Genomic DNA, 21458 nt, shown 5'->3' on the forward strand with positions numbered 1-21458 from the left:
GGAGGCAGGCACGCATGGACGTCCTGACACAGAACTTCTCGCTCTACTGGGAAGGCTTCCTCGGCACCGTCGAACTCACCGTCTACTCCTCGGCACTCGCGCTCGTCCTCGGCTTCGTGATGGCCTCCTTCCGCGTCGCCCCCGTCGGCTCCCTGCGGGTCTTCGGAACGGTCTGGGTCACTGTCCTGCGCAACACCCCGCTCACCCTGCTCTTCTTCGCCGTGATACTCGGCCTGCCGCGCTTCGGACTCGTGCTCCCCTTCGAACTGTTCGCGGTCCTCGCGCTCGGCTGCTACACCTCGGCCTTCATCTGCGAAGCGCTGCGCTCCGGCATCAACACCGTGCCGCGCGGTCAGGGCGAGGCCGCCCGCAGCCTCGGCATGACCTTCGGGCAGACCCTCAACGCCGTCGTCCTGCCCCAGGCGTTCCGCTCCGTCATCCCGCCCATCGGCTCCACGCTCATCGCGCTCGCCAAGAACTCCGCGATCGCCGGTGCCTTCAGCGCCACCGAACTCCTCGGCACCTACAAGACGTTGAGCGAGCTCGGCTACAACATCATCTGGACCTTCGTCTGGATCGCCGTCGGATACCTGATCATCACCCTCACCATCAGCGCGATCTTCAATGTCCTGGAGAAGCGCTGGGGAGTCGCCCGATGACCGATTCCACCGCCCTGTACGACATCCCCGGTCCACAGACCCGCAAGCGCCACCGGCTCTACGGTGTCGTGTCCACCGTCGCGATCCTGGCCCTGGCCGGCTGGATCCTCCATCTCCTCTTCGACACCGCGCAGTTCACCGCCACAAAGTGGTCGCCCTTCGAATACATCGGAATCCAGGAGCTGTTGCTGCGCGGCCTCGGGAACACCCTCAAGGCCTTCGCGTACGCCTCGGTGTTCTCGCTCGCACTCGGCGCCGTCCTCGCCACCGGACGCCTCTCGGAACGCGCGGTGTTCCGCTGGGTCTCGACGCTGCTCGTCGAGTTCTTCCGCGCCATGCCCGTGCTTGTGATGATCTTCTTCATCTTCGTGGCGCTCAAGGTCCAGCCGCTGCCCGCGCTGGTCGCCGGACTGACTCTCTACAACGGCTCGGTGCTCGCCGAGGTGTTCCGCACCGGGGTCGACTCCGTCGACCGCGGACAGCGGGAGGCGGCGTACGCGCTCGGGATGCGCAAGACCCAGGTCATGACCTACGTCCTCGTGCCGCAGGCGGTCCGGGCGATGCTGCCGACCATCATCAGCCAGCTGGTGGTGGCACTGAAGGACACCTCGCTCGGCTTCCTCATCACCTACGAGGAGTTCCTGCACGCGGGCAAGCTGATCGCGTCGAACCTCGACTACGATCTGCCGTTCATCCCCGTCGTGATGGTGATCTCGCCGATCTACATCGGGATGTGCATGCTGCTCTCCTGGTTCGCCACCTGGGTGGCCCGGGTGGAGCGTCGCAGTCCCAAAACCAAGGCCGCGGACGTCCACCCGGCCGAACCAGAGACGCTGCTGCCGGGTGGGGGTCCTCCCACGAGGCCCTAGCGGCCACGCAGCAGCTCGCAAGAGCCGAACCCGTCCGGCAGCAGCCGGTGATCACTTCTCCCGCAGCGGGACCGACACGTACGAGGGGTCGGCCGACGGGGAGGAGAAGGTCAGCTGTGCGCCGGTCGGGTTGTGCTCGATGTAGAGCGGGTCGACGGTGTCGACGACCAGGGCGAGACGGTGGCCCGCCGGCACGTCGTAGGCGGTGGAGAACAGCTCCAGGTCGACGGCGAACGGCTTGCCCGGTGTCTTGTCGTGGAAGGTGTACGGGGCATTGCTGACCAGCTTGCCGAGGCCGAGCGGGCCCACGTCGTAGAGGTAGGCGACGAGGGTTCCGCTCTCCTTGGTGGAGGTGACCGTGGTGTGCAGCTTCGTCGTCCCGCGCACCCGCTGTGGCGTGCCGTACCGCTCGGACTGCCAGACACCCGCGAAGGGGCGGGGGAGGAGCGGGATCGAGGCGACGGGCGGCGTCTTCAGGAACTGGTCCAGGACGTTGGAGAGCAGCACGACGCCGCCGTTGGCGCCGGAGTCGACGTTCGCCCAGATCCTCTGGGTACCGGCGAGGGCGATCTTCCGCTCGTTCGCGCCCACCGACTTCCAGTCCGGGTAGCCCTCGTAGCCGCCGGTGGAGCGGGACTTGAGCTGGACGGGCTGCTCGCGGTCGATGCCGTTGTCGACGCCCTTGAGGTAGTGGTCGAACCAGCGCCGCGTGCTGGTCCAGGTGTCGTTGGGCAGCCCGAACAGGCCGGTGGCCTCGGCGGTGGCGTGGTCGCCGGGGCGGAACTCCAGGCGCTTGGGGCCCTGGAGCTTCTCGTAGAAGGAGGCGTACTGGTTCGGCGGGAAGATGGTGTCGCCCCAGGCGTTGCCGAGCATGATCGCGGCGCCGTTGGCGTTGATCCGGTCCAGATGGGTGGCCGCTGAGCGCTCCCGGCCCCAGGCGATCATCTCCTCCTCCTTGGCCAGGTTGGAGGAGAGGAAGTCGCCCAGGATCTGCCGGAGTTCGGGGCCCGGGCGGCCGGTGAGGTACCCGGCGCCGCCGAGCAGGGCGGCGGCCTGGAGGTGCTGGGTGCGGCCGCTGTAGATCGACTCGATGAGGTCGGCCCAGCCGCTGAGGGCCGCGACGGCCTTGATCCGCTTGTCGTGCGCGGAGGCGAGGAGGCTGATCCCGGCTCCGTAACTCACCCCCGCCATACCGACCTTGGCCGGGTCGGCCGGGGTGTTGGCGAGGGCCCAGTCGATGACCTTGGAGGCGTCGGCCACGTCCTTCGGTCCGGCGGTCTCGATCTCACCGCCGGACTGCCAGAAGCCGCGCGAGTTGTAACTGACCACGACGTAGCCGGAGTCGGCGAGTTTCCTGGCCTGCGCGAGGTACTCGATCTGCGGCATCGCCCAGCTGGTGGGAAGCACGATCACGGGGTAGCGGGTGGAGCCGTCGGCGCCGGCGGGGGTGACGACGTTGGCCTTGAGGATCGTGCCGCCGTCTCCGGCGATGTCGACGAAGCGGATGCCGGGCTCGGCGGCGTGGGCGGCGGGGGCGAGCCCGAGGGCCGTCCCGGCCACCAGGGCGGCCGAGACGGCGAAGACCAGAGGTGTGCGCACGGGTCACTCCTACTCGTGTCACTGGTGGGGACAGTGAAAGTGACCCGACGGTAACCGCCAGGACTTACCTGGGGTAACTGGTCGGTAAGTTACGCGAGGGTAACGATTAGTGGTCCGCGAGCGCGCTCTTCTTCTGCCACTCGGACCAGGACAGGTTCCACTCTCCGTAGCCGTTGTTCAGGGCCTGCGTCCCCTTGGCGTCCGATCCGGTGATCTCGAAGGGGTCGCCGACCTGTACCGCGTCGTACACACTCCGCGCGTTCGCGTCGCTCATTCCGATGCAGCCCGAACTCTTGTTGGCGCTGCCGAAGTAGGCCGCGTTCCAGGGTGCCGCGTGGGCGTACATGCCTGACCAGGTCAGCCGCATCGAGTAGTCGACCATCTTGTCGTAGGCGTCGCCGAGTCCGACGGTCTCGGAGCGCATGTTGATGGTGCCCTCCTTGGACATCAGGACCGTCTTCCCGCGCCAGGACGCCTTCTCGCCGCCGGGCGTCCCCGCCGACATCGGCACGTCCTGGACCACCTGACCGTCGCGGAGCAGCGTCAGCCGGTGGTTGTCGAGGTCGACCTTCACCAGCTGGTTCCTGCCGATCGAGAAGGTCGTGGTGTAGTCCCGGACGAACCAGCCGCCCGTGCCGGAGTCCGTACCGCTCAGGTCGGCGTCCAGGGTGACCTTCGTGCCGGCCTTCCAGTACTCCTTCGGCCGCCAGTCGACCCGGTCCTTGCCGGACCAGTCCTGCATCCAGCCCCAGGAGCCCTCGGTGTTGTTCGACGTCGTGACCTTGAGGTGCTTCTCGACCTCCGCCTTGTTCTTCACCGGGTGGTCGAACACGATGGACAGCGGCTGGGCGATGCCGACCGTGGTGTTCTTCCCCGGGGCGAGCGTCAGCTTGTTGACCTTCTCGGGAGCGGCGGTGGAGAACTCGGCCTTCGCGCTGCCGCCGGCCGAGTCACGCGCCTCGATGGCGTACGCCGTCCCGGGCGTGGCCTTACGGGAGGAGGTCCAGCTCTTCCCGTCGGTGGCCACCTTCCCCTCCAGCCGCCCGCCCTTGGAATCGGTCACGCTCACCTGCTGAAGCCGCTCCCCCTCGGCGAGCGTGACGACGACGGGCTTGCCGGCCTCGGCGTTCGCCCCGGACGGGCTCACCGCGATCCGAGTCCTGGGAGCCTCCTGTCCGCCACCTTTCGCGTCGCCCGCTCCACCCGATCCACCGGAACACGCGCTGAGCGCGAGGGCCAGTGCGGTGGTGACGAGCAGGGCGGGCACGGGTATGCGCTTCACGAGGACGACCTCCGGTGGTGATCTCTTACGCCGGGTGAGAGGGCCGTCGGCCGGAATCGGTTCCGAATATGTGGACTATTTCGCCGATGTCGGATGTGAGATGGGCGATACGGCGGCGTGCGGAAGCCAGGTCGGCGCGTCGCCGGCCTGGCATGATGGACCGGCTCCCTCCCTCGACGACTTGATCGGTGCCATGTCCCCCACCTCCCACAGCTCGGCCGGATCGGGACTCACGTCGTATCAACAGACCCTGCGGGAACGAGTTCTGGCCGCCCCGCAGGTCGCGGCGCCGACGCCGTGGCGGTCCGTCTTCGAGCCGTGCGCTGCCGTCGGCGGGCTGGTCGGGATCGGGTTCGAGGTGGATCCGGTGAGCGGGGAAGACCTGGTGATGGTCGTCTCGCACGCCGGACACGGACTGTTCGACGCCACCACCGGGGAGCGGATCGCGAGGGACCCGCACCCCGACCCCGAAGGCGAGCTGCCCGAAGGGCCCGAGCTCTCCTGCCCGGGGCTCGGTCCGCTCGCGGGGACGCGGGTGCGGATCGCGGGGCTGTACGGCGGAGGGCTGCACTCCACCGCCTCGGGCGGGTGGAGCGTCGAGGCCATCGGGCCCGACTGGCCGAACGAGCGGGTCCTGCTGAGTACCGGCGGAGGTATGCACCGGGGGCAGCACGGCGAGACGTGGTGGCATGTCTTCCACTCCCGCTGGTCCGAGCTGCGGGCCGTCGGCTTCTCGCCCTCCGGGCGGACGCTCGCCGTCGCGACCAGCAGCGATCTGACCCTCTGGAGTCGCGCCGGGGAGGCGTGACCCCTCCGGATCTGGCATTCCGGCGGCGGTCGCCCCAAGCTGGGGGCGTGGAGAACACCAGCGACGTACCGGACGTCTTCGACCCCCGGATCTACGCCGACGGGCTGCCGCACGAGGCGTTCAGGGCCCTGCGCGACCGGCGCCCCGTCGCCTGGCAGGAGGAGTACGAGGTCCTCGGCTGGCCCCCCGGGCCCGGGTTCTGGGCCGTCACCCGTCACGCCGACGTCGTGCGCGTGCTCAAGGACTCCGTGGACTACTCCTCATGCCTCGGCGCCACACAGATCCGTGACCCCGACCCGGCCGATCTGCCCTTCATCCGGCGGATGATGCTCAATCAGGACCCACCCGAGCACGGGCGCCTGCGCCGGCTCGTCAGCCGGGCCTTCACACCCGGCCGCATCGGGCGGTTCGCCGGGACCGCGCGGGCACGGGCCCGCGCGCTGCTGAAGGCGGCCGTCGACACGGGACCCGAGGTCGACCTCGTGCGGGCCGTGACCGACGACTACGCGCTGCTCAACCTCACCGACCTGCTCGGAGTCCCCGCGAGCGACCGCGGCCTGCTGCTCACCTGGACCGAGCGGGTCATCGCCTACCAGGACCCGGACGAGCCACCCGTCCTCGACGAGCGGGGCCTGCCGGTCAACCCCCGCTCGCCCGCCATGCTCGCCGAGATGTTCGACTACGCCCGCGAGCTCGCCGCGTACAAGCGGAAGCACCCCGCCGACGACATCATGACCGCGCTCGCCACCTCCGAACTCCTCCCCGCCGAGCTGGAGATGTTCTTCTTCCTGCTCACCGTCGCCGGCAACGACACCGTCCGCAGCGCCGCCCCCGGCGGCCTGCTCGCGCTCGCCGAACACCCCGACGAACGCCGACGGCTCTGGAGCGGGGACGTCACCACCGACCGCGCCGTCGAGGAGCTCCTGCGGTGGCACCCGCCCGTGCTCTCCTTCCGGCGCACCGCCGCCCGCGACACCGAACTCGCCGGTCGGCCCATCGCCACCGGCGACAAGGTCGTCGTCTTCCACGCCTCCGCCAACCACGACGAACGCGTCTTCACCGCCCCCCACCGGCTCGACCTGGACCGGACGCCGAACCCGCACGTCTCCTTCGGCGAAGGGCCGCACGTCTGCCTCGGCGCCCACTTCGCCCGGTTGCAACTGCGCGTCCTGCACGAGGAGGTGCGGGACGTCCTCACCGATCTCACGCTCACCGGCCCGCCCCGTCGTCTCGTCTCCAACTTCATCAACGGCGTCAAGTCCCTGCCGGTTCGGGTGCGGGAGCAGTCCGTGCGGCACGCGTGACATCGGCGACCAGCTCCACCACATCGGGGCCGTACGCATCGGAGTTGACCACCTTGAGGAGCAGCACGAAGGCGCCGGAGCCGTACTTCCGCTCCAACTTCTCGTGGTGCCGGGCCAGATAGCGGCTCGCGGCCTGGTTGCTGATCGCGGACTGGCCGCAGAAGAGGAACACCGGCAGGCCTCCCTCGCCGCCGGTGAGCCGCGCGAGGACGACGAACTCCGCCTCCCCGGGAACACCCCGGTACACCTCGCCGTCGACGATCGTGAACATGCCCCGGTCCGCGACCGGTTCCGACTCCACGTTCATCGTCAGCCCCGGCAGCAGCGAGGAGAGATGCGCGGCCATCCGGCGGTTGGAGTACGGCCCGCCGACGCAGAACTCCGCGCGGTCCCCGAGGCCCTGCCGCGCCATGTCGTGCTGGACTATCTCCGGCCGCGCCCCGCAGTCCTTGATCAGAGCGGAGAGCTCAAGGAGCGCGGACACGTCCACGTTGTGCACCGCCCGCTCGCTTCCCGCCTTGCGGTTCACCACCAGCAGGCATTCGGAGCCCCCTGTGAGGCCGAAGAACGCCTGCTTGCGCCGGAGCTTGCGGCGCCAGAGATACGTCCTGGCCAGCCAGCCCAGCGAGGCGCTGACCCCGGTCGCGAGGACTCCCAGCACGACATTGCGCAGGTCTTCATTCATGGGCGGGCATGGTAGCGGGGGAGCGGCACTCTGTTCGAGGCGGTCCTTTCCGGACGGGCGGGGGGAAGTTACGCTGCGCGGACGGTCGTTGACTGGAGGTAGGGATGCGTCGTTCCGTGCTGCGGAATGGATCGGTTCTCGTCGTCGCCGCGACATGGCTCTCGGTGGGGGCGGCGGCCCCTCCGACGCCCACTCCGCACCCGTCCCCGGCGAAGGAGCCCGTCGCCGTCGGATACGGCGGAGCCGTCGCCAGCGTGGACGCCGACGCCTCCGCCGCCGGGATCGAGGTGCTCCGCAAGGGCGGCAACGCCGTCGACGCGGCCGTCGCCGTGGCCGCGGCACTCGGCGTCACCGAGCCGTACTCCGCGGGCATCGGCGGAGGAGGCTACTTCGTCCACTACGACGCCAGGACCCGTACCGTCCACACGATCGACGGCCGCGAGACCGCCCCCGCGTCGGCGGACAGCCGGCTCTTCATGGAGAACGGGAAGCCCATCCCGTTCGAGGAGGGCATGACCAGCGGCCGGGGCGTCGGCACTCCCGGCACCCCGGCGACCTGGAAGACCGCTCTCGACGCCTGGGGCAGCAAGCCGCTGCGCACCCTCCTCGAACCGGCCGAGCGCCTCGCCCGCGACGGTTTCACCGTCGACGCGACCTTCCGGTCCCAGACTGCCGCCAACGAGGCCCGCTTCCGGGACTTCCCCGCCTCATCCGAGCTGTTCCTGCCCGGCGGCCAACTCCCCGTCGTGGGCTCCGTCTTCAAGAACCCCGACCTGGCCCGTACGTACGACACGCTGGGCCGCGAGGGCGTCGGCGCGCTCTACCGGGGCCCGCTGGCCCGGGACATCGTCGACACCGTCCGTAAGCCACCCGTACGGGACGGGGCCACCCGGGTGGTCCGCCCCGGCGATCTGACGGAGCGTGACCTCAAGGCGTACGAGACCGAGCGGCGCCGGCCGACGCGGGTCTCCTACCGGGGCCTCGACGTCTACGGCATGGCCCCGTCGTCCTCCGGCGGTACGAGCGTCGGTGAGGCGCTCAACATCCTGGAACGGACCGACCTCTCCACGGCCTCGCAGACCGCCTATCTGCACCGCTTCATCGAGGCGAGCCGGATCGCCTTCGCCGACCGGGGGCGCTGGGTCGGCGACCCGGCCTTCGAGGACGTGCCGACCCGCGAGCTGCTCTCGCAGCGGTACGCCGACTCCCGCGCATGTCTGATCCGCGACGACGCCGTGCTGACCAGCCCGCTCCCGCCGGGCGACCCGCGCGATCCGGCGGCCTGCGCGAGCGGGGGGACGGCGGCGCCGACCACGTACGAGGGCGAGAACACCACCCATCTGACGGTCGCCGACAGGTGGGGCAACGTCGTCGCGTACACCCTGACGATCGAGTCGACGGGCGGCAGCGGCATCACCGTTCCCGGCCGCGGCTTCCTGCTCAACAACGAGCTGACCGACTTCTCCTTCGCCCCGGCGAACCCGGCCGTCCACGACCCGAACCTGCCGGGCCCGGGGAAGCGGCCCCGCTCCTCGATCTCCCCGACGATCGTGCTCGACGGACACGGACGACCGGTGCTCGCCCTGGGCTCCCCGGGCGGCGCCACCATCATCACCACCGTGCTCCAGACGCTGACCGGCGTCGTGGACCGGGGCCTGCCGCTCGTCGACGCGATCGCGGCCCCGCGCGCAAGTCAGCGGAACCAGGCGACGACGGAGCTGGAGCCGGGGCTGTGGAACAGCCCGTCGAGGGGCGAACTCGAGGCGATCGGCCACGGGTTCCGGCAGAACCCCGAGATCGGGGCGGCGACGGGCGTACAGCGACTTCCGGACGGCCGCTGGGTGGCCGCGGCGGAGACGGTGCGCAGGGGCGGCGGCTCGGCGATGGTGGTGCGGCCGGCGCGGTAGGGAGGACGGTCGGCGGGGCTCGGGGCTCCGACGGGTCGCGAGGGCGGGCGGGGACGGCCGATGGCCTGTGCCGACGGCCCCGCCCGCCGAAGTCAGGCGCCCGGGCAGGCGTCGCCCGCGCCGACGGGCCCGGGCCTACAGCGCCGTGAGGATCCTCGGGCCGTCGTCGGTGATCGCGACCGTGTGTTCGGCGTGGGCCGCGCGGGAGCCGTCCATGGTGTGGACCGTCCAGCCGTCCCGCGCCGTGTAGTGCTCGTCCCCGCCCCCGCCGATCAGCATCGGCTCGATGGCGAGGACCATCCCGTGGCGCAGCGGCATCCCGCGACCCGGGCGTCCCTCGTTGGGGACGCCCGGGTCCTCGTGCATCGTGCGGCCGATGCCGTGACCGCCGAAGCCGTCCGGGATGCCGTAACCCGCGTCCCGGCAGACCCGGCCGATCGCGTGCGCGATGTCCCCGATGCGGTTGCCGACGACGGCCGCGCCGATGCCCGCCTCCAGGGCGGCGTACGCCGTGTCGATCAGCCGGGTGTCCGCGGGGCGGGCCCGGCCGACGGTGAAGCTGATGGCCGAGTCGCCCGCCCAGCCTCCGAGGAGCGCCCCGCAGTCGACGGAGACCAGATCCCCGTCCGCGAGGCGCCGGTCGCCCGGGATGCCGTGCACGATCGCGTCGTTCACGGAGACGCACACGACCGCGGGGAAGGGCACCGGGGCCCAGTCGGGGTGGTAGTCCAGGAACGGCGAGCCGGCCCCGGCCGCCGCGAGGACCTCCCGGGCGGCCAGGTCCAACTCCCGCGGGCTCACGCCGGGCGCCGCCTTCTTCCGCGCGGCCGCCAGCGCCTCGGCCACCACCCGTCCGGCCTCGCGCATGGCGCGCACCGATTCATCCGTCTTGATCTCGACCATGCCAATTACTATACCGGTATTAGAATGGTCGCCATGGTGCGTACACCCCTGACCCCCGAAGAGCGTGAGCGCGGCGAGCGGCTCGGCGTCCTGCTGCGCGAGGCGCGCGGCGGCCGTTCCATGGTCGAGATCGCCGCGGCCGCCGGACTCTCCGCCGAGACGCTCCGCAAGATCGAGACCGGGCGGGCCCCCACCCCCGCCTTCTTCACCGTCGCGGCGCTCGCGGGAGTTCTGGGCCTCTCGATGGACGAGATCGTCACGCGCTGCGCGCTGGTGCCGGTCTGACCCTCGTGCCGGCCGCGTCCGCCGCCTCTCGGCCCGTCTCAGACGGAGACGGCGAGCTGGACGCGGCTGTGGCGCGGCCGGTCGATCTCATCGATCAGCGCACGCGCGAAATCCGCGTGCGCGATCCGGCCCGGCCCGTCGATCACGGTGCCCACCGCCGTCCGGTAGCCGCCCGTCACCGTCGCCTCCGGGTTCAGGTCCAGCGGCGGGACCACCATCAGCCAGTCGAGTTCCGGCCCTGCCTCTGCGCCCAGCAGCTCGAACTCCGCCACATGCCCCTGCGAGAACGTGCGGAAGGCCGCCGGGAATTCGGGTCCGTCCATCACCCGTACGCCCGGCGCGGTCTCCAGGGTCGCCCCGATCCCCACCGTCAACAGCCGTCGCACGGCTGCCCGGTCGAGCCCGGTGACCAGGGCCCGAGCCGCCGCCGTGAAGTACTCCTCCGAGGGGATGTCGAGGCGTGCCGAGGCGTTCACCGCCGCGCCGTGGCCCGCCGCGAGGGCCGCCACCGACGCCGGATCGGTCACGTCCCCGCGTACCAGCCTCACCGAACCACCCTCCAGGTCGCGGTACTTCGCCGGGTCGCGCACCACGGCTGTCACCTGGTGTCCGCGGGCGACCGCCTCGTTCACGGCGGCCCTGCCGACGCGCCCGCCCGCCCCGAAGACGATGATGTTCTTGATGCCGTCGTTGTTCTTCGTGTCGTCGCTCATGACGGGACCGTAGAACGGTGGTGCCTGGTTACTTCAACGATACTGGGCTAGCTTCGGACGCATGATCGAGAGCGAGCCCCGTCCGCTGAGTCCCGAGATGTTCCACGACCCCGACTGCTCCGAGCGGGCGCAGCCCGTCCGGGTCGGCGGCAAGTGGACCGCCATGGTGCTGCGCTGCCTGGAGGACGGACGGCCACGGCGCTTCTCCGAGCTGCGCGTGCCGCTGCACTGGATCACGCCCAAGGTGCTCACGGAGACCCTCCGTGCCATGGAGCGCGACGGCTTCGTCACCCGGACCGTCCATGACGAGAACCCGCCCCGGGTCGAGTACGCGCTGACCGCTCTCGGCCGCTCGCTGCTGGAACCGCTGGACACAGCCTGTGCCTGGGCCCGTGCCCACGTGCCCGAGATCACCGAGGCCAGGGCCGCGTACGAGGGGGGTCGGACCTCTGCGTAGGCTCGGCCGCATGATGTCGGAGGAGCTGCGGCGCGGCCGCTACGTCAGTCTCACCACCTTCCGGAAGAACGGGACGGGGGTGGCGACGCCGGTCTGGTACGCCGTGGAGGGCGACGAGCTCTACGCGTGGACGCGCAGCGACTCCTGGAAGGTCAAGCGGCTGAGGAACGACCCCCGCGTCGTGGTCGCCGTCTGCGACCTGCGCGGCAACGTGCCGGAGGGCGCCGTGCGGACCGAGGGCACCGCCCGGCTGCTGGAGGGGGAGGAGCTGCGCCACGTGCGCAAGCTGCTCTCCCGCAAGTACACCTGGCAGTACTGGCTCGTCGACTGGCCCGCCACCGTCGCGCGGCTCGGCAAGCGGCCGCACACCGGGATCGTCGTGCGTTTCTGACCCGATCGCGCGACAGCCGGGCCCTGGGCGAAAACAGTCTGTAGCCGTCCCGTAACACGACTGGGGTCGAATATCCGCGGACCGGAAGCTTCCAGTCGAGTGCGCGGGCGGTGCGGGCGGTATGACGGTGTATCAACTCCCGGCAGAGGTCAGTGCGTTCGCGCACCACCTGCGAGACATGGTGGTCCGTCTGAGACCGGACGAGGGCTGGTACGGAGTCTTCGCGAGCCGGGACCCGGAAGGGCTGCGATCCTGCTTCGACGGTACGGAGATCCTGCCCTGGGACGTCGTCGCGTCCCTGCTCCACGACCTGGGCGAGACGGACGCCGGTCCCGGCGTCGCCCGGGCGAGGGCGCTGCACACGGCGGCCTCCGCCGCCCACGACCGGCTGCCCGGCGGTGCGGAGGCGCTGCGCGAACGACTCGCCCTGATGGAGACGGAACGGCAGTACGCCGAGAGCCGGTACCGCGACCTCGACGCCCGACTGCGCGCCGACCCCGCCTCCCCCGACGCACCCCAGCTGAGGGGCGACCTCGCCTGGGCCCGGGACGACCACGCCCGTGCCACGGCCCGCATCACCGAACTGACCGGCCGCCTGGCCCGATTGACGGGCGAAACGGACGGCGGGCGCGGCCCGACGTGGACCGCCGGCCAGCCGCTGCCTACGGACCCCGAGCCCGCACCGGTCGCCCATGATCCCCAGCCTTCCCGGAAGCGCGCCGCCGCCAAGCGGCGCCCCCGGGGCGCCCGGTACGCGTGGATGGACGAGACCGAGGAGGCCCGGGAGGCCGTGCCCGTCCCCGAGCTGCCCGTGGCCGGGGCTGCTCCGCGCGGCGCCCGGTTCGGCGGGGTCGAGGCGCCCACCGCCCCGGAGCCCCGTGCCACCCCGCCGAAGGTCGCCGAGGATGCTGCCCGCGCCGCGGGGAACGCGGTCTACGCCCTGCAGCGGCTGCGCGCCCAGGGGCGGGGCGGTGAGGCGCACGCGCTGCTCTGCGAGGCCGCCGCCGGGCCGCCCGCCTGGCTGCCCGCGCTCGCGGCGGAGCTCCACCGCGCCGGTCTCGACGCCGACTGGACCACCCTGCTCTGGGAGGCGGCCTCGCTGCCTCCCGGCCGGCTCACCGCCGTGGCGGGCGCGCTCGCCGACGCGGGCCGGGCCCAGGACTGCGACCAGTTGCTGCGCCAGGGCGTCGCCCGCCCCGTGGAGGAGCTCGCCGGAGCCTGTGCCACTCTGCGTGCCGAGGGCCATCACCGCGAGGCGCACGCGCTGCTCGCCGCGTTCGTCCAGGTCCGCACCGCCGAGGACGCCGCCCGGTTCGCCGCCGCCGATCCGCACGGCCTCGTACCGCAACTCCTGGAAGCCGCCCGCGCGGTGTCCCCGGCACGCGAACGGGACCTGGTGCACGCGCTGCGCGTCGCGGGACTCGCCGGAGGCTGACGCCCCGGCAGCCCCCGGAGAGCAGCCCGCACCGACAGCGCCGACAGCGCCGGAGCCCGGGAAGCGCCGGACGGCAGCGGAAACCACGGAAAGGCGCCCACGACCGGCGCGTACCGCGGCCGCCGACGCGTACCGACACGTACCGTTGAGCAACGGGACGTGTCGGTGCGTGTCCGACGTGGACCACTCGGGTACGAATCATGATCGACTCCGGCGGTTCCCGGCGGTGGTCTTGCTCCGGGATGGGACGGGGCTTACGTTCTCCTCCTACGCACCGTGTCTACGTGCGTAGAGGCTCTCTGACGCCGCGCCGAAGGAGCAGCTCATGACCGACGTCGTACGCGCCGCACTCGTCCAGGCGACCTGGACCGGCGACACCGAATCCATGATCGCCAAGCACGAGGAACATGCCCGTGAGGCGGCCCGGCAGGGGGCCAAGGTCATCGGATTCCAGGAGGTGTTCAACGCCCCCTACTTCTGCCAGGTGCAGGAGCCCGAGCACTACCGCTGGGCCGAACCCGTCCCGGACGGGCCGACCGTCACGCGGATGAAGGAGCTGGCCCGCGAGACCGGCATGGTGATCGTCGTCCCCGTCTTCGAGGTCGAGGACTCCGGCTTCTACTACAACACCGCCGCCGTCATCGACGCCGACGGCTCCTACCTCGGCAAGTACCGCAAGCACCACATCCCGCAGGTCAAGGGGTTCTGGGAGAAGTACTACTTCCGCCCGGGCAACGCCGGTTGGCCGGTGTTCGACACCGCCGTCGGGAAGGTCGGCGTCTATATCTGCTACGACCGCCACTTCCCCGAGGGGTGGCGCCAACTCGGCCTCAACGGCGCACAGTTGGTGTACAACCCGTCCGCCACCTCGCGCGGCCTCTCCTCCTACCTCTGGCAGCTGGAGCAGCCGGCGGCCGCCGTCGCCAACGAGTACTTCGTCGCCGCCATCAACCGGGTCGGGCAGGAGGAGTACGGCGACAACGACTTCTACGGCACCAGCTACTTCGTCGACCCCCGCGGCCAGTTCGTCGGCGAGGTCGCCTCCGACAAGGCCGAGGAACTCGTCGTACGCGACCTGGACTTCCGCGTCATCGAGGAGGTCCGGCAGCAGTGGGCCTTCTACCGCGACCGCCGTCCCGACGCCTACGACGGGCTGGTGCAGCCGTGAACGACCTCTACGACCGCCACCGCGCCGTCATCCCCGACTGGGTCGCCCTCTACTACCAGGACCCCATCGAGATCACCCACGGTGAGGGCCGCCACGTCTGGGACGTCGAAGGGAACCGGTACCTCGACTTCTTCGGCGGCATCCTCACCACCATGACCGCGCACGCCCTGCCCGAGGTCACCAAGGCCGTCACCGAGCAGGCCGGCCGGATCATCCACTCCTCGACCCTCTACCTCAACCGGCCGATGGTCGAGCTCGCCGAGCGGATCGCCACCCTCTCCGGCATCCCCGACGCCCGGGTCTTCTTCACCACCTCCGGCACCGAGGCCAACGACACGGCCCTGCTGCTCGCCACCGCGTACCGCCGCTCCAACCAGATCCTGGCGATGCGCAACAGCTACCACGGCCGCTCCTTCTCCACCGTCGGCATCACCGGAAACCGCGCCTGGTCCCCGACCGGCCTCTCCCCGCTCCAGACCCTGTACGTGCACGGCGGCGTCCGCACCCGCGGCCCCTACGCGCAGTACAGCGACGAGCGGTTCGTCGAAGCCTGCGTCGCCGACCTCGAAGACCTCCTCGGCCACACCCGGGACGTCGCCGCGCTCATCGCCGAGCCCATCCAGGGCGTCGGCGGCTTCACCTCCCCGCCCGACGGCCTCTACGCCGCCTTCCGCCGCGTCCTGGACCGGCACGGCATCCTGTGGATCTCCGACGAGGTGCAGACCGGCTGGGGACGCACCGGCGACCACTTCTGGGGCTGGCAGGCGCACGACCAGGCGGGCCCGCCCGACATCCTCACCTTCGCCAAGGGCATCGCCAACGGCATGTCCGTCGGCGGAGTCGTCGCCCGCGCCGAGATCATGAACTGCCTCGACGCCAACTCCATCTCCACCTTCGGCGGTTCACCGGTCACCATGGCCGCGGGTCTCGCCAACCTCGGCTACCTCCTCGAACACGACCTGCAGGGCAACGCCCGGCGTGTCGGTGGGCTGCTGATCGAGCGGCTGAGGGCGGCCGGCGCGGGCGTCGAGGCGGTACGGGAGGTGCGCGGCCGCGGCCTGATGATCGGTATCGAACTGACCAGGCCCGGTACCGACGAGGCCGACCCCGCGGCGGCCACGGCCGTTCTGGAGGCGGCCCGCGAGAACGGACTGCTCATCGGCAAGGGCGGCGGCCACAACACCAGCTCCCTGCGGATCGCCCCGCCGCTCTCGCTCACCGTCGCCGAGGCCGAAGAGGGCGCGGCCATCCTCGAACAGGCCCTCCGAGCCCTCTAGTTCATCCCTACCGAGGGGGACAACCCGTGAGCACCCGCACCCTCATCCGCGGCGGCCTCGTCGTCACCGCCGCCGACGAGATCCACGCAGACGTCCTGATCGAGGACGGCAGGGTCGCCGCGCTCGCCGCGCACGGCTCCGACGCGGCCGCCGGCTGGACCGCCGACCGCGTCATCGACGCCACCGACCGCTACGTCATCCCGGGCGGCGTCGACGCGCACACCCACATGGAGTTGCCGTTCGGCGGCACCTTCGCCTCCGACACCTTCGAGACCGGCACCCAGGCCGCCGCCTGGGGCGGCACCACCACCATCGTCGACTTCGCCGTGCAGAGCGTCGGGCACACCCTGCGCGAAGGACTCGTCACCTGGTACGCCAAGGCCGACGGCACGTGCGCCATCGACTACGGCTTCCACATGATCATGTCCGACGTGAACGAGACGACGCTCAAGGAGATGGACCGGCTCGTCCAGGAAGGCGTGAGCTCGTTCAAGGGTTTCGTTCGGCCGCGTGACCAGGGGTTTTCTAGCGGAGTAGGCCGTGTGCCGTGCGAGGTGGCGGCGTGAGGGGGCCAGCGGGCCGGGGTGTGTCCCCGGCCCGCGTCAATGGTGGTCTGTTCGTTGGTCGGCGTGAAGGGATGGCTGGGAAATGACCCGGACTCTGATTACCGGTGGTCTTGTGATCACGGCCGCGGACGAGGTGCACGCGGATGTGCTGATCGAGCATGGCCGGGTGGTGGCGTTGGCGGCACCGGGGACGCAGGAGTGGACGGCGGACCGGGTGATCGACGCGTCGCAGAAGTATGTGATCCCGGGCGGGGTCGACGCGCACACGCACATGGAGCTGCCGTTCGGCGGCACGTTCGCGTCGGACACGTTCGAGACCGGGACGCGTGCGGCGGCGTGGGGCGGGACGACGACGATCGTCGACTTCGCGGTGCAGTCGAGGGGCGAGCCGCTGCGGGCCGGCCTGGACGCCTGGCATGAGAAGGCGGACGGGAAATGCGCGATCGACTACGCCTTCCACATGATCATGTCCGACGTGAACGAGTCCACGTTGAAGGAGATGCCGAAGCTCATTCAGCATGGCGTTTCCTCGTTCAAATTGTTCATGGCGTATCCGGGGGTCTTTTATTCGGATGACGGGCAGATCCTCCGGGCGATGCAGGTTGCCGGGGAGACCGGCGGGCTGATCATGATGCACGCGGAGAACGGCATCGCGATCGACGTCCTCGTCGAGCAGGCGCTCGCCCGGGGCGAGACGGATCCGCGCTATCACGGGGAGGTCCGCAAGGCCTTGCTGGAGGCGGAGGCCACGCACCGGGCGATCCAGCTCGCTCGCGTCGCGGGCAGTCCCTTGTACGTGGTGCACGTCTCCGCGCAGGAGGCGGTGGCCGAGTTGGCGGCGGCGAGGGACATGGGTCTGCCGGTCTTCGGCGAGACCTGTCCCCAGTACTTGTTCCTGTCGACGGACAACCTGGCGGAGCCGGACTTCGAGGGTGCCAAGTACGTCTGCTCGACGCCGCTGCGGCCGAAGGAGCACCAGGCGGCGCTGTGGCGGGGGCTGCGGACGAACGATCTCCAGGTGGTGTCCACCGACCACTGCCCGTTCTGCTTCACAGGGCAGAAGGAGCTGGGCCGGGGCGACTTCTCGAAGATCCCCAACGGCCTGCCGGGCGTCGAGAACCGGATGGACCTCCTGCACCAGGCGGTGGTGGACGGACACATCTCGCGCCGCCGCTGGATCGAGATCGCCTGCGCCACCCCGGCAAGGATGTTCGGCCTCTACCCGCAGAAGGGCACGATCGCGCCGGGCGCGGACGCGGACGTCGTCATCTACGACCCGCACACCGCCCAGACCCTGTCGGCGGAGACCCACCACATGAACGTCGACTACTCGGCGTACGAGGGCAAGACGGTGACCGGCCAGGTCGAGACCGTCCTCTCGCGCGGCGAACTCGTCATCGACCAGCGCAAGTACGTGGGTCACGCCGGACACGGAGTGTTCGTGCCGCGCGGTCTCTGTCAGTACCTGGGCTGAGTAGCCCGGGGTCTTCTCGTACCGAATCGAACTTGGAGGTCCCCGCGTGGACTTCGGACTCGTCCTGCAGACCGACCCGCCCGCCTCGCAGGTCGTCGGCCTGATGCGCCGGGCGGAGCGCAACGGATTCCGCTACGGCTGGACCTTCGACTCCGCCGTGCTGTGGCAGGAACCCTTCGTCATCTACAGCCAGATCCTCGCCAACACCACCAAGCTCCACGTGGGCCCGATGGTGACCAACCCGGGCACCCGCACCTGGGAGGTCACGGCCTCCACCTTCGCCACCCTCAACGACATGTACGGCAACCGGACCGTCTGCGGTATCGGCCGTGGCGACTCCGCGATGCGTGTCGCCGGCCGCAGGCCGAACACCCTGGCCCGCCTGGGCGAGGCGATCGGGGTCATCCGCGATCTGGCGGAGGGCCGGGAGGCCGAGGTCGACGGCAAACCGATCCGCATCCCCTGGGTGAAGGACGGGAGACTCCCGGTCTGGATGGCCGCGTACGGCCCGAAGGCCCTGGCGTTGACCGGACAGAAGGCCGACGGGTTCATCCTCCAGCTCGCCGACCTCTATCTCACCGAGTGGATGGTCAAGGCCGTACGGCAGGCCGCGACCGAGGCGGGCCGTGACCCTGCGTCCATCACCATCTGCGTGGCTGCCCCTGCCTACGTCACGGCCGACGACTCGGCCGAGGCCCTGGCCCACGCCCGGGACCAGTGCCGCTGGTTCGGCGGGATGGTCGGCAACCACGTCGCCGACCTGGTATCCCGCTACGGCGAGCATTCCTCGATGGTCCCCGACGAGCTCACCGAGTACGTCAAGGCCCGCCAGGGCTACGACTACAGCCACCACGGCCGCGCCGGAAACCCCTCCACGGACTTCGTCCCCGACGAGATCGTCGACCGGTTCTGCCTCCTGGGCCCGCCCGAGGCCCACATCGAGAAGCTCCGGGCCCTGCGCGACCTCGGTGTCGACCAGTTCGCCGTCTACGACATGCACGACGCGAGGGAGGCCACGATCGACGCGTACGGCCGGCACATCATCCCGGCACTATGCGACTGACTGCCGCGTCCGCGCCCGCCCACGGGGTCATCGAAGCGATGCGCTCGGCGGCGTGGGCGATCAGTGTGTCGAGGTGGGGCCGGAGTTCCGTGAACAGCTCGGCGAGTGCGCGGTTGCGCTCCGCCTCGGCCGCCTGAGCCGCACTGGGGTCGGCGAGGTCTTGTCGGGGCGGGTCCGTGACGGTCCAGGCTCGAACGTTTCGTGGGCCCGGGCCGGTGGTTCAACTGCATCTGGAGGACGGCCTGGTCGGGCGGGGGAGGAACCGGGGAGAGACCGGGGCCGCCCGGCGCGGCGGTGACCCCGGTCCTCCGTCAGGCGGTCGGGGCGTGGACGGGGCACAGCCGGACGCGGACGAGTGCCCTGGGGGCCGAGCGGGGGCGGGTGGTCACACCCATCCCTCGCGGGCGGCGAGCACGCCGGCCTCGAACCGGCTGTGGGCGTTCAGGCGGGTCATCAGGTCTGCGGCGAGCCGACGGACCGTGCGTACCGAGACGGCGAGGTGGCGGGCGGCGACCTCGTCGGTGCAGCCCTCGGCGAGCAGCCGCAGCAGTTCGCGCTCCTGGGGGCCGAGGCCGCGGTGGTCCTTCGGCAGCGGAACGCCCCACGGGGTGCCGTTCTTCCACACCTCTTCGAAGAGCATCACGAGGGCCGTGACGGCACCCGGGCTGTGCAGGACCAGGGCCCCCTTGAGGGGGCTGCCCGGCTCCAGCGGGACGACGGCGACCTTCCGGTCCACGATGATCATGCGCATCGGCAGTACGGGGACGGTGCGGGTCTCACTGCCGAGCGACGAGAGCCACCGTACGTAGCCGGTGGTCGCCGCGTCGTTGCGCAGACTGTCCTGGTAGATGGAGCGCACGGAGACGCCGCGCTCCAGGGCCAGTTCGTCGGGCCCCTTGGCGGCGGACATGTCCTCGGGGCGCTGGGCGCCGCCGATGACGAAGGAGAGGCATTCCTCCGCGGTGTTCTCCGCCAGCTCAGCCAGCCGGTCGCGGACCGCGTCGATGCCGTCGAGGCATTCGGCGACCTCGGGCAGGTATTCCCGGCGTGAGCTGCCGTACTCGGCGGCCAGTGCGGCGATGGATTCCTTGGCCTCTTCGAGTTGTTTCTGGTGCCGTGTCAGGGTCGCGGTCTGGCGGGCATGCAGGGCGCTGAGGCTCACCCCCGGATCGACCGGGCGCAGGCCCTCCGCCCCCGGCCCGGCGGGCCGCAGCAGATGCAGGCGCGCAAGCTGGTCCAGGGTCGTCCGGACGGACTTCTCGGTGAGTCCCGAACGTTCGCAGAGCTCTTCGATCCCCAGCTCGGGGGAGTCCAGGAGCGAGCGGTAGACGACTTCTGCGGCGGGCTCCAGGCCGAGAGCTTCGAGCATGCCTTCACCTCTTTCGTACACGTGCGGTGCCGACGGGGATCGGGGGTACGCGATGTTCCGCGATTCCACGTGGCCGCAGCAGGCCGGCAAGAGGTGAGCCGGCGGTAAAGAGTGTGCGGACGCCTACAGATGGTCGGTCCGTGAGCGTCCCCCCTATTTGTCCGCACGCTACACACATCGTCCTGCACTCCCCCGAGGTCAGTCGGACACCGAAGTTCCTGTCGGCGTCGGGGGTGAGCATAACTCGCTTTCCTATTGAGGGGCACGATTAAATTCGTGTTCTTGCCCGTGTACTCCTTGACGAAGTGGCAGTCGATCCCTCCGTTTAGGGGGATCGGGGGGTGGGGGTTCGCGGAGCCTGGAAAGGTATGCCCCGGCGCCTTCGGCCGGTTTGCCGACATGCGGCTCTATGTCAGGAATGGAGGCATGTTCTCCAGGCGAGTGCGGGGTGGCATCTCGCGGCCAGGCACGACACTGCCAAGTGGGAGAACGCTGAGGTCAGCACCTTCTCGGTGGGTCTTCGGGTTTGCACCATGGTGACAGCGCGGATCATGCCAGCCCCAGGTCCTTTCGGCGAGGGGGTGGGGGCGGACAAGCTCTGGTCATCGCCCGGTCGACGGCGCCCAACAGGGGCCGGACGGGCGGGAATCAGCCACCCCCCCCTTTCGAGGAGCAGCGTCATGTCTGGGAACAGTCGTTTTGCCGTCTTCACCCTCTGTGTCCTGGCTATGCTGGTCGGAGTCTTCGCCGCCGTCGCCCCGAGCTCCGCCACCGGTTCCGCCACGGCTTCCGCGGTGACCGCGACCGGCCCGTCCAACACCTACAGCTGGGGCCCGTGACCCCGAGGAGCCGCGCCGTGCTCGCCGTATTCATCCGCATGACTCCGGCCCCCGGCGGCGGGAAGCCCCCGCCCGAGGTGGTGGTGGAGGAGGTCGTGTGGGCGGCGGCCGAACCGCAGGACCGTCTGGAGCACCTCACAGTCGTCGACGACGAGGCCGGCCGGTTCGGCCTGATGGCCTTCGTCCTGGCACACGACCAGCAGAGGGCGGCCGCCCAGACCAGGAGCCTGATCGACCGCGCCGTGAGGCGCGCGGGCGTCCTACGAGGCTGGAGCGTCATCGAGTGCTCCGCTCTGGACCTGCCCCCACAGCCCTCCAGGGAGTCCTAGTCCTGGTCGACGCTCCCGCAAGAAGGAGACCGACCTCCTCCCCGCGGGCTGTCGCCCCTCCCCATGCTCCCCTCGC

The 21458-nt window shown here is 70.6% G+C and carries 21 protein-coding genes and 1 pseudogene; 16 read left to right on the plus strand and 6 right to left on the minus strand.

Annotated elements, in window-relative coordinates; translation table 11 throughout:
• Positions 1–14 precede the first annotated feature (14 nt).
• Together ACZ561_RS36795 and ACZ561_RS36800 are read left to right on the plus strand one after the other, a co-directional pair.
• Positions 15–659: an amino acid ABC transporter permease gene (locus ACZ561_RS36795; protein ID WP_471003919.1), complete on the plus strand. Its 645-nt coding sequence runs from the start codon at positions 15–17 to the stop codon at positions 657–659.
• Positions 656–1528, plus strand: a complete 873-nt coding sequence (locus tag ACZ561_RS36800) for an amino acid ABC transporter permease (protein WP_471003920.1) — start codon at positions 656–658, stop codon at positions 1526–1528. The genes ACZ561_RS36795 and ACZ561_RS36800 overlap by 4 nt, the downstream gene beginning before the upstream one ends.
• A 51-nt stretch (positions 1529–1579) precedes the next feature.
• Here ACZ561_RS36800 and ACZ561_RS36805 read toward each other — a convergent pair whose 3' ends face one another.
• Together ACZ561_RS36805 and ACZ561_RS36810 are read right to left on the minus strand one after the other, a co-directional pair.
• Entirely contained in the window at positions 1580–3127 is a 1548-nt protein-coding gene (locus tag ACZ561_RS36805) for an alpha/beta fold hydrolase (protein WP_471003921.1), read from the minus strand.
• Positions 3128–3233: 106 nt separating this feature from the next.
• Entirely contained in the window at positions 3234–4409 is a 1176-nt protein-coding gene (locus ACZ561_RS36810) for a L,D-transpeptidase (protein WP_471003923.1), read from the minus strand.
• Between the two features lie 193 nt (positions 4410–4602).
• Between ACZ561_RS36810 and ACZ561_RS36815 the strand changes: the two genes are divergently transcribed.
• Together ACZ561_RS36815 and ACZ561_RS36820 are read left to right on the plus strand one after the other, a co-directional pair.
• The gene (locus ACZ561_RS36815; protein WP_471003925.1) at positions 4603–5217 is read left to right on the plus strand and encodes a hypothetical protein; all 615 of its coding nucleotides are present in this window, start codon (positions 4603–4605) and stop codon (positions 5215–5217) included.
• Positions 5218–5264: 47 nt separating this feature from the next.
• Positions 5265–6521: a cytochrome P450 gene (locus tag ACZ561_RS36820; protein ID WP_471003926.1), complete on the plus strand. Its 1257-nt coding sequence runs from the start codon at positions 5265–5267 to the stop codon at positions 6519–6521.
• Here the strand turns inward: ACZ561_RS36820 and ACZ561_RS36825 are convergent.
• On the minus strand, positions 6472–7206 hold the full coding sequence (locus ACZ561_RS36825; RefSeq protein ID WP_471003928.1) for a hypothetical protein: 735 nt from the start codon (positions 7204–7206) through the stop codon (positions 6472–6474). The two genes, ACZ561_RS36820 and ACZ561_RS36825, sit on opposite strands and share 50 nt — an antisense overlap.
• 104 nt (positions 7207–7310) lie before the next feature.
• Between ACZ561_RS36825 and ggt the strand changes: the two genes are divergently transcribed.
• Entirely contained in the window at positions 7311–9113 is a 1803-nt protein-coding gene (gene ggt / locus ACZ561_RS36830; protein WP_471003930.1) for a gamma-glutamyltransferase, read from the plus strand.
• A gap of 135 nt (positions 9114–9248) precedes the next feature.
• Here the strand turns inward: ggt and map are convergent, their stop codons facing one another.
• Positions 9249–10022, minus strand: a complete 774-nt coding sequence (gene map / locus ACZ561_RS36835; RefSeq protein ID WP_471003972.1) for a type I methionyl aminopeptidase — start codon at positions 10020–10022, stop codon at positions 9249–9251.
• A 27-nt stretch (positions 10023–10049) separates the two neighbouring features.
• Here map and ACZ561_RS36840 point away from each other — a divergent pair, with 27 nt between their 5' ends.
• Positions 10050–10301: a helix-turn-helix domain-containing protein gene (locus ACZ561_RS36840; protein WP_362358844.1), complete on the plus strand. Its 252-nt coding sequence runs from the start codon at positions 10050–10052 to the stop codon at positions 10299–10301.
• Positions 10302–10339: 38 nt separating this feature from the next.
• Here the strand turns inward: ACZ561_RS36840 and ACZ561_RS36845 are convergent, their stop codons facing one another.
• Complete coding sequence (locus ACZ561_RS36845) at positions 10340–11014, minus strand: NAD(P)-dependent oxidoreductase (protein ID WP_471003933.1); 675 nt, start codon at positions 11012–11014, stop codon at positions 10340–10342.
• A gap of 61 nt (positions 11015–11075) precedes the next feature.
• Here ACZ561_RS36845 and ACZ561_RS36850 point away from each other — a divergent pair, with 61 nt between their 5' ends.
• The 8 genes and pseudogenes from ACZ561_RS36850 to ACZ561_RS36885 all read left to right on the plus strand — a co-directional run bounded on the left by ACZ561_RS36850 (position 11076) and on the right by ACZ561_RS36885 (position 18845).
• Entirely contained in the window at positions 11076–11471 is a 396-nt protein-coding gene (locus ACZ561_RS36850; RefSeq protein WP_471003935.1) for a winged helix-turn-helix transcriptional regulator, read from the plus strand.
• A gap of 10 nt (positions 11472–11481) precedes the next feature.
• The gene (locus ACZ561_RS36855) at positions 11482–11862 is read left to right on the plus strand and encodes a PPOX class F420-dependent oxidoreductase (protein WP_376430673.1); all 381 of its coding nucleotides are present in this window, start codon (positions 11482–11484) and stop codon (positions 11860–11862) included.
• A gap of 178 nt (positions 11863–12040) precedes the next feature.
• Entirely contained in the window at positions 12041–13297 is a 1257-nt protein-coding gene (locus ACZ561_RS36860) for a UL36 very large tegument protein (protein ID WP_471003937.1), read from the plus strand.
• Between the two features lie 325 nt (positions 13298–13622).
• The gene (locus ACZ561_RS36865; RefSeq protein ID WP_376430671.1) at positions 13623–14465 is read left to right on the plus strand and encodes a nitrilase-related carbon-nitrogen hydrolase; all 843 of its coding nucleotides are present in this window, start codon (positions 13623–13625) and stop codon (positions 14463–14465) included.
• On the plus strand, positions 14462–15742 hold the full coding sequence (locus ACZ561_RS36870) for an aspartate aminotransferase family protein (protein WP_471003939.1): 1281 nt from the start codon (positions 14462–14464) through the stop codon (positions 15740–15742). The genes ACZ561_RS36865 and ACZ561_RS36870 overlap by 4 nt, the downstream gene beginning before the upstream one ends.
• A 26-nt stretch (positions 15743–15768) precedes the next feature.
• A pseudogene (locus tag ACZ561_RS36875) lies at positions 15769–16245 on the plus strand (amidohydrolase family protein); the annotation flags it as partial.
• Positions 16246–16390: 145 nt separating this feature from the next.
• Positions 16391–17782 (plus strand): dihydropyrimidinase, encoded by a 1392-nt coding sequence (gene hydA / locus ACZ561_RS36880; RefSeq protein WP_471003941.1) that lies wholly within the window; start codon positions 16391–16393, stop codon positions 17780–17782.
• Positions 17783–17828: 46 nt separating this feature from the next.
• Entirely contained in the window at positions 17829–18845 is a 1017-nt protein-coding gene (locus ACZ561_RS36885) for a TIGR03842 family LLM class F420-dependent oxidoreductase (protein WP_471003943.1), read from the plus strand.
• Between the two features lie 385 nt (positions 18846–19230).
• Here the strand turns inward: ACZ561_RS36885 and ACZ561_RS36890 are convergent, their stop codons facing one another.
• Positions 19231–20214, minus strand: a complete 984-nt coding sequence (locus ACZ561_RS36890; protein WP_471003945.1) for a helix-turn-helix transcriptional regulator — start codon at positions 20212–20214, stop codon at positions 19231–19233.
• 680 nt (positions 20215–20894) lie between these two features.
• On the opposite strand from ACZ561_RS36890, the gene ACZ561_RS36895 reads away from it, so the two are divergent.
• Together ACZ561_RS36895 and ACZ561_RS36900 are read left to right on the plus strand one after the other, a co-directional pair.
• Positions 20895–21053 (plus strand): hypothetical protein, encoded by a 159-nt coding sequence (locus ACZ561_RS36895; RefSeq protein WP_471003947.1) that lies wholly within the window; start codon positions 20895–20897, stop codon positions 21051–21053.
• A gap of 17 nt (positions 21054–21070) precedes the next feature.
• A complete protein-coding gene (locus tag ACZ561_RS36900) occupies positions 21071–21382 on the plus strand; it encodes a hypothetical protein (RefSeq protein WP_471003949.1) in 312 nt (103 codons plus the stop codon).
• Positions 21383–21458: the final 76 nt, after the last annotated feature.

This window comes from Streptomyces sp. NPDC039609, from assembly GCF_055596705.1.